Genomic DNA, 14306 nt, shown 5'->3' on the forward strand with positions numbered 1-14306 from the left:
CTCCTGACCACCATCAAACGGTAACCACTGTGCGGTATTCGCCCCCGACGGCATTACATGAAATGTTCGGTTAGAAGTTGGTGGGTATGTGCGGCGCGACAGCCTTTCCTTTTCAATCGTGACCCGAATGTGCGCCTCTTTTCATGCGGGCACTGCTACGGGGCGAAAAGCATTTCGCCCCTTCGTCCTTCCCCACAACAACGAAGCCTATCGGCGTAAATCAGTGAATAAAATCCGTGGCTATCCGCGAAAATATTACGACAACCGCTGCTTATAATCTGAATAACTGAACTCTCGCATTAACCGAAAGCCGGTCTCGTCGTTCCAGATGCCGATGGACGGATGGGCGACTCCGTTGAACATGGTGGTTTTCACCATCGTGTAGTGAATCATATCTTCGAAAACAATCGAGTCGCCGGGTTGCAGCTCTTCGTCGAACGACCAGTAGCCGACAAAATCACCGGCGAGGCAGGAATTGCCACCCATGCGGTAGGCCGGTTTGTCATCTACCGGGTCGAAGTGTGCGCCCTGGATACGGGGTTTGTATGGCATTTCGAGGCAGTCGGGCATGTGCGCCGTAAACGATACGTTGAGCACCGCTGTCCGGATGCCTTTGTTCTCCACCACATCCACCACGGTCGATTTCAGCACACCGGTTTCCCAGGCAAACGCGCTGCCCGGTTCCAGAATCACCTGCACATCCCACTTTTCGCGGAACGCTTTCAGGAGATTGATCAAATGCTGCGTATCGTAACCTTTGCGGGTCATCAGGTGGCCGCCGCCCATGTTCACCCATTTTACTTTCGGCAAGAAACGGGCAAAACGCTCTTCGAACGCCGCCAGGGTTTTCTCCAAATCAACAGAGTTCGACTCGCACAGTGTATGAAAATGGAGACCTTCTACCCCTTCAGGCAGTTCTTCGCCCAGTTGCGAGGATAAGATGCCTAAACGCGTTCCCGGCGAACAGGGATTATATAAATCGGTATCTACTTCCGAGAATTCGGGATTGACCCGGAGACCGACGGATATCTTACGGGAATAGTTTTTCACGGCCGGCAGGAACCGTTCCAGTTGCGAAAGGGAATTGAAGGTGATGTGCGACGAACATTCGAGTACCTCGTCGAAATCGTCCTCGGTATAAGCAGGCGAATAGGTATGCGCCAGGGACTTCATCTCCTCCACTGCTAAACGGGCCTCATACGCTCCACTGGCTGTCGCACCGCTGATGTATTCGCGAACAATGGGAAAAGCGCTCCACATGGCGAAGCCTTTAAATGCGAGGATGATATCCACACCCGCAGCGTCTCTCACGCCCCGGATAAGTTCGAGATTTTTTCGCAACAAACCTTCGTCGAGCACATAACAGGGCGAAGGAATTTTATTCAGATCGATAGCCATAACTGCCGTGATTTTTCTTCTAAACAGGCAGCAAAGTTACGCTTTTCCCGGTAGGATAAAACAGGGACGGGATAGATAAAAACAAACCGGGCACCAGCAACGACAGAGAGTAACGTTATAAAGCAGAACGTCGTTGTGATACCCGGTAGTATTGAATGCCGGTGTCCCGGCAGGTGGTTCTATTTTACATCCGAAAAGTACTTCATGAACTGGGCGCGTTCGTAAATCATCGGTTTGGTTACACTCTCCTGGCTCAGTTTGCCAATGAGTTCACTTACCGAGTTGTAGTTGTGCGCTTTCATCCATTCGGTCATTTCGGTCAGCATTTGCGGGATAACGCCCATACCGTTTTTGTAGATAGCCGAAGCTACTTCTACCGCGTTAGCGCCAACCAACAGGTTCTTCAGGATGGTTTTTCCATCGTGGATACCGGTCGAAGCCGCCATATCGCAGGCCAGTTTTCCTTTCAGGATGCCAATCCAGCGAAGGACCATGGCATTCTCATCGGGGTTGCTGTAAATGTGCGACGAGGTAATTTTCATCTTCTCCAGGTCCACATCCGGACGGTAGAAACGGTTGAACAGCACCAGCGATGAAATTCCGGATTCCGATAGCTTTATGGCAAAGTTGGCCATACCCGAGAAGAAGTTACTAATCTTCAGGGCCACCGGAATGGTGATGTGCTGTTTTATGGCTTCGATGATATCGAAGTAAATCTGCTCGATATCAGCGCCGGCGTAATTACCATCGGACGGCATGATGAACATGTTCAGTTCGAGCGCATCGGCACCCGCTTCCTGAATACGGCTGGCAAATTCAGTCCACTCCGAAGCCGACACACAATTGATGCTGGCGATAACCGGAATAGAAGTTTTCTTTTTGCTGTCGCGAATGAGCTGCAAGTAATTATCGATGCGGTGCTTTTTGGTGTAAAAGCCAATGTAGTCTTCCACATTGTCGTACGAACCATACATGTTATTCATGCGCTGTTCGTCGATGTCCATCATGATTTGCTCTTCGAAGAGCGACTTGAGTACCACAGCACCCGCGCCGTTAATTTCCAGCTTCACGATATTCTCAACCGAATCGGTCAGGCCGGAACTGGCGGCAATAATGGGATTTCTCAAATCCAATCCCATGTATTTCGTCGAAAGATCGGTCATTGTCTTAAGTTTTTATGAGGTTGTTATTGAAATTACGAAGATTAGACAACTTAGAAATCACCCCTCCCCCCGAAGACTCGGGGCTTCCCCACTAGGGGAGGCTTAAAGTCCCCTTGCGGGTCCCGAAAATTCGGGGTAGGGGTAATCATTCATCAACTCCTTTTATTCCAATATAACCTTGATTTAAATTTATTTATCAGACAAATATTTATCGATACCCATAGCCGCTTTATGGCCATTGGCAATACCGTGAATTACATCAGGTCCCTGGATCATATCACCACCGGCGAACAGCCAGTCGACACTGGTTTGGAAATCGTCGTTCACGAGGATGCGACCACGCGGATCCATCTTCAGTTGTTCTTTGAACTCTTCCGACAGGTAGGAAAGGTCCATTCCTTGTCCGATGGATTCGACGACCATATCGGCCGGGAAGAACTTCTTCTGCTCTTCATCGAACTTCGGAGCGAAACGACGGTTTTCATCGAATACCGAAAGGCATTTCACCACGTGCAGGCCTTTCACCTTATCACCTTCAGTTTCGATTTCAACTGGTCCCCATCCCGGATCGATAACGGCGTTCTCTTCGCGCGCTTCGATTACCTCTTCACGGTCGGCCGGCATAATGTCTTCCGATTCGAGCGAAGTAGTCAGCATATCCACCTTACCGAATTTCTGTTTCTGCAAACGGGCCAGCGAACGGGTGATATCCATCGCCACGTTTCCACCACCAATTACCACGATTTTCTCTTTCACCGGCACTTCGTTGCCCAGCACGATATCACGCAGCAAATCGACGGCCTGGTAAACTTCCGGATGATCGGTTCCGGGTACGCGGGTACTCCGTCCCATGTGCAATCCCGTTCCTGAGAAAACAGCATCGTATTGCTTATTCAACTCTTCAAGAGTGATATCCTTGCCGATGGTCATGTTGTATTTGATTTCCACGCCAAGGGAAAGGATGTAGTTGATATCCTTGTCGAGCTGATCGTACGGCAGACGATATTCCGGAATACCGAAACGCATCATACCACCGGCAGCCGGCAATTTTTCGTAGATGGTACACTGGTAACCCATGAGGGCCAGGTAGTGTGCAGCCGACAGGCCTGAAGGTCCTGAACCGATGATAGCGACTTTCTTCCCGGTAGGTTGAAGAGTCTCGGTATTGAGGATTTTCTTGTACTCTTCAGCCGGGTTTTGGTCAGCGATGTAACGCTTCAGCCAGCGAATCGATAACGGGTCACCATGATGACCAACCGAACAAACGGTTTCACACTTGTGGGTACAGATACGGCCGCAAATCTCAGGCAGCGGGTTGGTATCGTACAGCACACGTAAACCTTCGTTCAAATCATCGTTACGGATGGCTTTAATGTACTCCGGAATTCCCATGTGAGCGGGACAGGTAGCCACACAGATACCACATTCCACACAACGGTCGGCTTCCTTCTCAGCCTGCTCTTTCGAGTATCCCTGTACAATTTCGATGAATGACTGGTCGCGTTGCTCCGGTTCCAGTTCTTCCATCGACTCGCGAACGGGACTGTAGAGTTCGTAACCGTTACCCGGTTTCTTGTAACCTTTTTCGCGGTTATCCCACGACTTGTTCTCAGCTCCGGGAACGAAGCGGAAGTTATCCGGGTCTTCGTCAACCCAGGTATATTCATTACTCAGCGAAAGCGAATTGGTGGTACAAACATCCACACACAGACCACACCAGCAGCAGCGTCCGTAGTCAACACGGGGACGCAGACCACTGTCGCCATCCTTTGTTTCGACGCCGTCCACCGGCACCAGGTCGATGGCAGCATTCTGACAAATGGACTCGCAGGTACCGCAACCAATACATTCACTGATATCGTTTTTATGAAATCCCCGGTACCGGTCGGCAGCCTCACGGTTCAGCGGATCCTTGATGGTCACGGGTTCGCGGACCACATGTTTCCAGGCTGTGAACGGGGACAGTATATCATTTAACTTTGTCATAACTATCGTTCAATTTCAGGTGGATACGTATGCAATGAAACCATTAATCCGGCCACATCAGCGATGTTGGCATTCACAATCATCTTCTCGAGAAGGGCCACAGCGTGCGTATAACTCGGTCCGCGTACATTGATTCGGCGCGGGTATTCAGTTCCGTCAGAAACCATATAGTAACCGTACTCACCGCGGGTACATTCCGCACGACTGTAGGTTTCGCCGGCCGGCACTTTCCAGTGCAGTACGTTCGGGGTTTTCGCACGGATATCGCCTTTATCCGGAATCTTCGCCATGATCTGACGAATCAAATCAACGGTCATCAGCAAATCGCGGCGACGAACATCGGCACGGGTGTAGATGTCAGAATCTTTTCCCACAACAGGTTCGAAATCGAGCTCCGGATATTTCAGGTAGGGATTGTCCTTACGAACATCTTTGGCCACACCCGCTGCACGAGCATTAGGGCCGGTAATTCCAAAAGGATTAATCCAGGCCGGGTCGATAACACCCATACCTACCGTACGTTTCTTGAAGACGTAATTGTCAAACATCACCTTCTTGACATCTTTCATGAACTTATCGATGTCGTCGAGGTTTTGTGTCATCCGCTCGCGGAAACCGTCGGGCAGTAAGCCACGAACACCGCCGGGCAGCATGTACATGTGGTAGATACGGCCTCCGGTGAGTTCCTCGAAACGATCGAGAATCAGGTCACGCAGGTAAATCGTCCATTGTCCGATGATACCTTGTCCGAGTGAACCGGCCTGTCCGCCAATCCATGCTAGGAAGCTCTGCAGACGAGACATTTCCAATACGAGAGTACGCAACCACTCGGCAGCTTCCGGCACTTCGATGCCGGCCAGCTCTTCCATCGCGGAAGCGAAACAGTACTCATTAAAATCGGGTTCAGGAACCGCTACACGGCATACAATCGGGAAACACTGAATGTATTTCCGGCGCTCCATCAGCTTTTCGAAACCACGGTGCAGGTAGCCCACGTGTGTTTCGCAATCCATTACTTCATCGCCCAGCAAAGTTAGCTCCAGCGACATGTTTCCGGTGATACCGGGGTGCTGAGGGCCGTGCCAGATTTTCATGAATTTGTGCGAATCGTAATCCACGTCAATCTTGCCCTCGCTATTTTTTTCGGGGAAGAGGGTTCTGTCCTCGTTCCATTTCAGCAGCTTCTTACTCATTGGGATAAAGCTTTTTCTTCATGTATTCCGCCGGATCGTGTGTTTCGCGTCCCGGACGGGGGAAATACGTTTTCTCCGAATACTCTTTGGTGTCGAAATCGCGCCGGTAAGGCGGAATCTCTTCCCACCCCTCGAGGATGAACGGCTTGTCCACATCCGGACTGCCGGGGAAGTTGATACCAAACATTTCGCGCAGTTCGCGCTGATAAGTGCGAGCCTGCTCCCACAAGTGGTGGATGGAGTACATCTCAGCGTTTTCGCGGCTAATCATCACCCGAACACCCAAATCCACTTTCTTTTCAGGATGGTGAAGCAGGTAGGTCAGCTGAAAATGCTCGTCTTCAATCCAGTCAACAGCCGTCAACAGCACCAGATGAGCGAAACCTTCATAGTCTCTCAGGTGCGTAATCAAACCGACAGCCACCTCTTTTGAGGCAATCAGAAAACCCAGGTTTTCCCGTTGCTGGTGATAGCTGACCACCTGAAAGTGCTTTTGCAGATTTTCTATAATCGTTTGCATAATCTTCTTTTTTACAGGTTCAAACCAGTTTACCAGTTATAATCGGGCATATCCCAGTCCTTGATGATTTTCTTCTGGTTGCCTTTGTACCAGTCGAAGTTCTCAGCGTACTTGTTGGCACCCTCTCCTCTTCCTTCACGGATGATATGCTTCAGTTTGTCGAAACCGGCCAGGAGTGCTTCCGGGCGCGGCATACAACCAGCGATGTACACGTCAACCGGCATATAATGGTCGAGACGGTTAATGGTATTGTAACTGTCCCAGTACATTCCACCGTTGATGGTACAGCTTCCTAACGCTACCACAAATTTGGGGTTCTGCATCTGTTCGTAACTGCGAACCACACGTTTCAGCGTTTTCACCGATAGGTAACCGGAGATAACGAACACCGAAGCCTGACGGGGCGTCGGCCGCCACTGGATACCAAAACGGTAGGCGTCGAAACGGGGCGTCATGAGCGGGCGCATTTCAATGGCACCACACCCGGTTCCGAAACCAAGCACCCAGAGTGATTCGCTTCGGGCCCAGTTGGCAAACTTTTCGATGATGCCACTGGCCGATTTGCATGATTTAGGAGCGGCATCGCAGAAGTAATCCTTCAACGGATCCACCTCAATTGGATTACCTTCCGGTGAGATGACGGTCCTTTTTTCTATATATTCTTTACCCATGTCAACTAAGCTTTAAAAGTATTTGACTACCAGGATGGCGGCCACCCCAATTAACAGCGGGATACCAAAGTACCACCGCACCGACTGGTCGACCCGGAAACGCGGGTAAGCGATTCCAACAAACACCGACCACATGTATATGAAGAAGGTTTTGATAACCAGTTCGCCCCAGTTGGTAGCTCCACCAAACAGCAGATTCATGAACAGGATGAGCTTGGCTGCCGGAAAAATGGCCCGGTTAAGCTGCAGTACACCCAGCAAGGCTGAATGGTACTCGGTTGGCGGGCCAATCGGAATTTCCTGCGGTGCCAGTACCACGTCGAATGGCGAACGTCCCATCATGGCCAGGAACGACAGCATCATAGCGATAGCAGCCAACGGGTTGGTGAAGAGCGTCCAGTGGAGGATGCTTCCCTGCTGTGCAGCTACGATTTCATGAATATTCAAGGTATGATACTGAACTGCCAGTGCCAGAACACCCAGTGTCAGCGGAAGCTCCATTGCGGTAGTCTGTGCCAGACCGCGTGAAACACCCAGTGCCGAATACGGGTGACCGCTTTCACCGGCTCCCAGTGCCATTCCCAGTACACCAAAGAACTGGAAGTAGAGCACGAAGGTTAAGTCTCCGGCGAATGAGAAGTTATCGAATACCGGTGAACCGTAAATCACAGGCAGAAAAAGTAGCAAACCAATTCCTCCGGTTAACCGGAAAACCGGGCCAATGTAGTACATGATGCCGTGAGTAATCCGGGTACGGAATGTATAGTTCTTAATTAAGTCGATGTATGGCTGGTAAAACCGTATGCCATGCCGGCGCCCAACTCTTGCTCCAATCTTGCGAACCACACCGGAAAGAATCAATCCGTAGTTGGTCACAATAAACAGGGTGAGCAGCGCGTATAGTATTTTCGTTACAATAGTTCCCATTTAAAAACCTCCAAATGAAATTAGGTAAATGATAACGATGAATGCCATAATATGAATCAGGTACGATTGTCCGTTACCGTTGTAGATTTTCCGGAATTTATCGCCCATAGCATGTGCCCATTCGGCAACACCTTCCCACCAGCCGGTGATTTTCGGTTCAACCAGAATACCAATGGCTTTTCGGTAGTGCGCATAGAAGTTATAGGCGTAATGTGAAGTTTCCGGTTTGAACGGACGCTCGGCAGCAAAGACAATGTTGAACTGTTTCACTTTCTGAGCCTTGCGGTTATTAATGATTAACCAAACCAGAACGGTAACAAAAATGGCTATTACAATGTAGAAGATGACCAAACCGTTCCAGTAACCGTAAGTACTAACAGCATGCTGGCCTGTCCATTCCAAACCTCCTGTCGGGAAGTAAGGAGAGATAATCTTACCAATCGGTTTCAGCAGTGAGTTCGGAATTGCTGAGAAGTACAGCAATACGCCGATGATCATGTACTGCGGAACCAAAATCCAGAACGGAGCTTCTTTCACTTCGCGGTGTTCGTCTTTCAACTGACCAAGGAATACAGAGTGAATCAACCGGAAAGTATAGAGGAAAGCAATCATTCCGGAGAAGAAAATCAACGCTCCCTGCAGGTACCACTCTTTCGCCATCACGGCGTTGTAGAAAATCCATTTTCCTGAGAAACCGGACAACGGTGGCAAACCAGCGAGAACGATGATACCGATGAGTACCGAAAAGAAGGAGAACGGCATCCGTTTGATGAGTCCACCCATGCGGTACATTTCTTTTGTTTTCACACGCCATACAACCCCACCGATAGCAAGGAAGAGCAACGATTTAAACATGAAGTGTGTTACCGAAATGGAAACAGCCGATAACCAACCCAGGTGTGACATCAGCGACAGGCCAAACAAAATGTAGCCTAACACGCCCACACTGGAGTAAGCCAGCAAACGCTTGGCATCTTCCTGGAAAGCTGCCATCAGGTTACCCATTACGGCAGTAATGGCTCCAAGCCAGCCCAGCAGGTAAATCACGCTGACGTCTCCGCCAATCAACTGATCACCCATGGCCAGGAACAATGTTACCAGACCGAAAACGCCGGCTTTCAGCAGAATGGCCGAAACCATTGGAGAAACATCAGTTTCTGCTTCGGCGTGTGCGCCCGGCAGCCAGATATGCAATCCAAGCGACGCGGTTTTCGTTAGGAAACCAACTGCCAACAGGATGAATACCCAGGTTGGGTGAACCAGCACATGTGAGAGCGTGCTCATATCGAGGTTAAACTGTCCAACCGACGCGATGGCAAAACCGGCCAGCATCAGGTAGGCACCTCCCATCGAGAAGAGCATGTAGCTCAATGCGTGCGGCATCGATTTCTTACCCCGAATAATGAGGAAATATGAACCAACGGTCATCACCTCCCAGGCGTAAAAGAATCCCAGCGTTGTTTTCGCTTCAATCAAACCAATCAGGCCGGCAAACATCATCAGAGCAAACGGGTAAAAACCGCGACGCTGACCTTTAAACGCGTAACCGGCAATCAGGGTTACGATACCTCCCACCATGAAGATGGCTCCAAACACAGCACCAAAACTGGAAAGTGTTGGGTAGAGGTAATAATAGTAGTAAGCCATGGCCAGAATAGCCAGGGTATTTTTTACATACACCGGAAGGAAGTCAATCAGCACGAATGCCAGAGCTACTGCCAGTGGAATGTAATTGATGATTTTCGCGTAAGGGTGAATGGAACTAACGAAATAGCCAACCACAAAAGTAGCGGCACCGAAAACTGCAATCGGTAGGACTTTATTCCATTTCACTTCGAAAGCAGGCATTTCTGCATTGTCCAGTTTCAGGGCATATCCCAACCAACGGAAGAGGTAAACACCCTCGAGCAGTGAACCAATCAGAATACCAACAATCCAGAAATACTGGTTGTTACTGGCCATATTCAACACCAGATCCCATTTTCCGAAGAAAGAAGGAAACGGCGGGAAACCAATCAGTGTGAAGATGAACACACCGAAAAGAATCAGCAACAAACGGTTATTACGCAGTACAGCCCATTCTTTAATTTCCGACCGTTTCACGATTCCGGAAATCCAGAATAATCCGGCTTTCGCCAGGAAGTGGCTGATGAGAATGCTATAAGCAATGAATGTAGTACGCTCGCCCAGAAATTCGGAAAGTCCCAGGATAGTCACCAGCAAACCAACTTGTCCGATGGAGGAATACCCCAACAAACGATTCGGATTGGTTTGTTTCAGGCCCATCAGGTTCGAACCAATGAATGTTGCCAAACCAATACCGGCCAATACCATGTGAAACTGCGGAGTTCCCAGCGGCAACAATTTATACATCACGAAGAATGATGCTGTAGCTGTTCCGGCGGAAATCATTGCGGCAATGCCCGAATCGGCACTTTCGTATACATCCAGTCCCCAACCGTTAGCCGGGAAAGGTTTCAGTTCGAGTACAATGGAAATCAGTACAAAGAAGACCGCCACGCCAAATCCTTTCACCGCAAGGGAATGAACGGCCAGGAAGTCATCAATATTCAGGGTACCGGTAAAATAGTACATGAAAATGATTCCCAGCAACAGGATTCCGGAGATAATTCCGGTGGCCAGCATGTATTTAAAGCCAGCGGCGATAGTCTTCAGATTTTGACTGAAGATTATCAGACCGGCTGTTGCAATGCTGCTGATTTCGAGGAAAACAAATAGGTTGAATAAGTCACGGGTCATGATGATCACGTTCAGACCGAGAATCATCCCCATCAGGGTGACGTAACCGTTCGAACCAATTTTCTTTAACTTATCCCAGAGATAAACGGTACCGAAAAATCCGGCGATGTTAATCAGGGAAGTAAATAACGCTTCATCTTTTCCCATCAAAAGGTTGATGGAGAACGGCGGTTTAAAGCCAGCCGTATAAATGTACTCGGCAGCCCTGTCGTACAACCAGAAACCGGCCAGCCATTCGAGTGAGATGAAGGATGCAAAACCGAGCGCTACTACTGAAAGTAAGCCCGCCATTGAGTTCATTTTCTTGCCAAATAAACCCAGGGCGAATGCAACTCCCAGCAACGTAGCGATGATGTAGATAGGTGCTACCATTTCAAGTCGTTATATTTTTCGATGTTCAACGTTTTCTTTTCGTTATGAAGCTTCATGGCGTAAACCAGCATCAGAGCTGTTACACCAAGGCCAATCACAATCGCTGTCAGTACCAGCGCCTGAGGCACCGGATCGACAATTTTCTGTGCAGTATTGGTTTGCAGATTCGCCTGGTCCAGAATCGGAGCTGTTTTGTTTCTCACATACCCCAGCGCCACAATAATGATGTGTGTACCGGTATCGAAAAGCGAGAAGCCAATCACCATCTTCAGGATATTTTTCCGGGTGAGAATGCCCCAGATTCCGATGAGCAGAATCAGGAAACCAACTACCAGACTGATATATTCTATACTAAAGAGTTGCATTTATCCTACTTTTTGAGATTCTTTCAGATTACGGACAATACCGGTCAGTTCGGAACCGACCTTCAATCCGATAAGGATATAGATAATCGGGATGGCACCGGCACTTAACAGCGTACCGAATTTTCCCATGGCGAAGATGTGGTTATCGAGAAAACCACCAGCCAACAGAATTCCGAGCAGACCAATGAAAACAAATGTGATTCCGGAAATCGATTCGATTACCGAAATTAGCTTGTGGCTAAATTGCTTCTGTGGCCGCGAAAGCAGTAACAGGGCAAATGCCGAAGCGATGACCGCTCCTCCCTGGAAACCTCCACCCGGAGTCAAGTGACCGTTAATGAAGATATAAGCCCCCAATAACATTATCATGGGAACCAATAGTCGTGAAGCAGTGACCAGGATTTCCGTCGATTTAAAGAAAACGGAACGGGAATCCTTCGTATGTGTTTCCGAAACCTTCAGAAAAAGACCGATAACGGCCGAGGCCAGAAACAGGATGGTTACTTCGCCTAAGGTATCGAATCCACGGTAGGTGACTACCACGGCCGAAACCAGGTTCGCAGCTCCCACCTCTTCTTTTCCGTAGTTGGCATAGTGCTCTGCAACGCCGGTCAGCGTGTCTTTCGCTTCGTACGAATGTACCAGTGGAAAAACAGCAGCGGCAAATCCGAGCAACACCAGCAGTATTAAACTATTCCTGAGCATTATTTCGTCTTATTTTGTTATACACATAGAAGAAAATGAGCGTCGTCAGTCCGCTACCGATGGATGCTTCCGTCAGGGCCACATCAGGAGCAGCCAGCAACACATAAAGCACCGATGCAAACAGGCTGGTTAAACCGGCGGCAATAATGGCTGTTTTCATGTCCTTGTTATACACTGCAATCAAGGCTGCAATCAGCATAACCACGCCCAGAACGATAGTAATCAGTAATAAAATCATTGCGCATCGTTTTTGGGTTCAACATTTTTCTTTTCCATGTCTTCAGCCAAACGGTCGACAGTAGTTTTGCCGGTCAACGGTACCCCCGCGCGATAAGCATTTCGTGCTAATACGTGCGATGAAACCGGATTGGAGATTCCGACAAACAGTATCAGAATGATCAGTTTTCCGGTCCAACCGGGAAAAATAAAGACCAGTCCGAATAGCGTAAGCATAGTTCCGAAGGTTGACGCCTTGGTTCCCGTCTGGATGCGATTGTATAAATCGGGCATCCGCACAAGTCCAAGTGCTCCCAGTAAAAGAGCTATTGAACCCATCAGGGTAATCACCGCGCCAATTATTTTCAATGTTTCCATATCACAAACTTTTTTCTAGGAATTTTGCCACAACAATAACCCCGATGAAGCTCAGTAAACCATATACCACAGCCACATCCAGGTAGACGATTCGGTTGTCGAAGTAGGCTATCAGGCCAATCAAGCCGATAGATGCAATCGTCATCACATCAAAGGCAATAACACGGTCGGCCGTATTAGGACCTTTGATAAACCGGTAAAGTGAGAGCAATATCGACAGCAGTATCAATACGACACTGATAGTGAGAATTGTATTAACCATAAATCACCTCCAGGTATTTTTCGAATTTCTGAACAATGTCTTTCGTAGCTGCCTCAACATCCTTATCTTGTACATCGATCCAATGGACATAGAGGTACTTTTTCTCAATTGCCAGGGTAAACGTTCCGGGCGTCAGCGTAATGGAATTTGCCAGAATCAACCGGGCCATTTTTGATTTCAACTTGGTTTTAACCTTCACAATACCCGGGTTAATGGGGAGTTTGGGAGAAATTACCCGACGGGTAACATCGAGATTGGACTTAACCAACTCAAACCCGAAAACAAAGAGGTAAATGAAGGTGTAAAAAAACGCTTTGGGAGTCAGTCGCATGTCTGCAAACACATCACAACGGGCGCAAAACCACATCGGAATAATCAGGGAAACGATTAATCCCGTGACGATAACAGGCGTCGAAAATGTGCCGTTTAGTAACAACCAAAACCCAAACAGAATCAAGAATGAAATTCCTATGTTCTTAATATTCATCGGCTTGTTGTTTAATTTAATAACCTAAATATCTTGATGTAATAATACCTACATATATGAATGTTTATAAGAAATGGAACATCACATTCAGAAAGTCCAATACATAAACGCGCATAGGTTAAAATAGCCTTGTGTACATTTATAAATAGATGTATGTTTATGTGCGAAGTAACATGGGTAAAAGAGAAATTGTAAGGAACTGGAATGATTGATAGTAGCACAAAATCTTCATGTCTTTTATGTCAAAATAAGTCGGCCTGCTTCGAAAAACTGACCGAAGAAGAGCTGATGTCCGTTGACGAACGCCGGGTCGAATTGCATTACCGAAAGGGAGAAGTTATTGCCAAACAGGGGTCGTTTGTCACGCATATATTGTTCCTGAAAAAGGGACTCACCAAAATCTACCGTGAAATTGATAAAGACAACAATCTGATTCTCAATTTCTATCCAAGTGGAAAATTGATGGGACTCTCTTCATTGTATATGAATAGCATTCTGCAGTTCTCCATTGCCGCCGTTGAAGACTCGGTGATTTGCGCCATGGATATCCATATATTTGAAAAGTTTGTGCGCCAAAATGGTCAGTTTGCCGCATCCATTATCCATGCCATCAACCAGCACTTTTCCCATCGAACCGAGAAACTGGTATCATTAACACAGAAGCAAATGAACGGCCGTTTGGCGGAAGCGTTTCTTTTCTTCGCCGATCAGCTGTACAACAGCGATTCGTTCCACCTTTCGCTTACGCGGAAAGACATTGCCGAATTCACAGGAATGTCAGTCATGAGCGTCGTAAGGGGAATCAAGGATTTCAAGGAAAACGGTATACTGGAAGATAACAATGGCGATATCACCATACTAAAAAGGGAGCTGCTGGAAAAAATCAGTCAAACCGGATAATGT

At 48.2% G+C, this 14306-nt stretch carries 15 protein-coding genes; 1 reads left to right on the top strand and 14 read right to left on the bottom strand.

Features of this window, described 5'->3' with window-relative positions; genetic code table 11:
- Positions 1-255 precede the first annotated feature (255 nt).
- The 14 genes from nspC to T426_RS0112900 all read right to left on the bottom strand — a co-directional run bounded on the left by nspC (position 256) and on the right by T426_RS0112900 (position 13403).
- Positions 256-1398 carry a carboxynorspermidine decarboxylase gene (gene nspC, locus T426_RS0112835; protein WP_027585803.1) on the bottom strand — a complete coding sequence of 381 codons (1143 nt, stop codon included), beginning with the start codon at positions 1396-1398 and terminating at the stop codon, positions 256-258.
- Between the two features lie 179 nt (positions 1399-1577).
- A complete protein-coding gene (locus tag T426_RS0112840) occupies positions 1578-2561 on the bottom strand; it encodes a dihydroorotate dehydrogenase-like protein (RefSeq protein ID WP_025863907.1) in 984 nt (327 codons plus the stop codon).
- A gap of 189 nt (positions 2562-2750) precedes the next feature.
- On the bottom strand, positions 2751-4547 hold the full coding sequence (locus tag T426_RS0112845) for an FAD-dependent oxidoreductase (protein WP_148303707.1): 1797 nt from the start codon (positions 4545-4547) through the stop codon (positions 2751-2753).
- A 2-nt stretch (positions 4548-4549) separates the two neighbouring features.
- A complete protein-coding gene (locus T426_RS0112850) occupies positions 4550-5740 on the bottom strand; it encodes an NADH-quinone oxidoreductase subunit D (protein ID WP_082229548.1) in 1191 nt (396 codons plus the stop codon).
- The gene (locus T426_RS0112855) at positions 5733-6260 is read right to left on the bottom strand and encodes an NADH-quinone oxidoreductase subunit C (protein ID WP_036984376.1); all 528 of its coding nucleotides are present in this window, start codon (positions 6258-6260) and stop codon (positions 5733-5735) included. The genes T426_RS0112850 and T426_RS0112855 overlap by 8 nt, the downstream gene beginning before the upstream one ends.
- 29 nt (positions 6261-6289) lie before the next feature.
- Complete coding sequence (locus tag T426_RS0112860; protein WP_025863904.1) at positions 6290-6931, bottom strand: NADH-quinone oxidoreductase subunit B; 642 nt, start codon at positions 6929-6931, stop codon at positions 6290-6292.
- A gap of 12 nt (positions 6932-6943) precedes the next feature.
- The gene (locus tag T426_RS0112865; RefSeq protein ID WP_025863903.1) at positions 6944-7858 is read right to left on the bottom strand and encodes a respiratory chain complex I subunit 1 family protein; all 915 of its coding nucleotides are present in this window, start codon (positions 7856-7858) and stop codon (positions 6944-6946) included.
- Complete coding sequence (locus T426_RS0112870) at positions 7859-10990, bottom strand: proton-conducting transporter transmembrane domain-containing protein (protein WP_025863902.1); 3132 nt, start codon at positions 10988-10990, stop codon at positions 7859-7861.
- A complete protein-coding gene (locus T426_RS0112875; protein ID WP_025863901.1) occupies positions 10984-11355 on the bottom strand; it encodes a sodium:proton antiporter in 372 nt (123 codons plus the stop codon). The genes T426_RS0112870 and T426_RS0112875 overlap by 7 nt, the downstream gene beginning before the upstream one ends.
- Positions 11356-12060, bottom strand: a complete 705-nt coding sequence (mbhE, locus tag T426_RS0112880; RefSeq protein WP_025863900.1) for a hydrogen gas-evolving membrane-bound hydrogenase subunit E — start codon at positions 12058-12060, stop codon at positions 11356-11358.
- Positions 12047-12298 carry a Na(+)/H(+) antiporter subunit B gene (locus T426_RS0112885; protein WP_025863899.1) on the bottom strand — a complete coding sequence of 84 codons (252 nt, stop codon included), beginning with the start codon at positions 12296-12298 and terminating at the stop codon, positions 12047-12049. Before T426_RS0112885 ends, mbhE begins: the two co-directional genes overlap by 14 nt.
- Positions 12295-12654, bottom strand: coding sequence for a monovalent cation/H(+) antiporter subunit G (gene mnhG / locus T426_RS0112890; protein ID WP_027585806.1), 360 nt, complete (start codon positions 12652-12654; stop codon positions 12295-12297). The genes T426_RS0112885 and mnhG overlap by 4 nt, the downstream gene beginning before the upstream one ends.
- 1 nt (position 12655) lies before the next feature.
- The gene (locus T426_RS0112895; protein ID WP_025863897.1) at positions 12656-12916 is read right to left on the bottom strand and encodes an MrpF/PhaF family protein; all 261 of its coding nucleotides are present in this window, start codon (positions 12914-12916) and stop codon (positions 12656-12658) included.
- Positions 12909-13403 carry a Na+/H+ antiporter subunit E gene (locus tag T426_RS0112900; RefSeq protein WP_025863896.1) on the bottom strand — a complete coding sequence of 165 codons (495 nt, stop codon included), beginning with the start codon at positions 13401-13403 and terminating at the stop codon, positions 12909-12911. Before T426_RS0112900 ends, T426_RS0112895 begins: the two co-directional genes overlap by 8 nt.
- Before the next feature lie 204 nt (positions 13404-13607).
- On the opposite strand from T426_RS0112900, the gene T426_RS0112905 reads away from it, so the two are divergent.
- The gene (locus T426_RS0112905) at positions 13608-14303 is read left to right on the top strand and encodes a Crp/Fnr family transcriptional regulator (RefSeq protein ID WP_025863895.1); all 696 of its coding nucleotides are present in this window, start codon (positions 13608-13610) and stop codon (positions 14301-14303) included.
- The last annotated feature ends 3 nt before the right edge of the window (positions 14304-14306 follow it).

It is taken from the genome of Prolixibacter bellariivorans ATCC BAA-1284, from assembly GCF_000621705.1.
Lineage (GTDB): Bacteria > Bacteroidota > Bacteroidia > Bacteroidales > Prolixibacteraceae > Prolixibacter > Prolixibacter bellariivorans.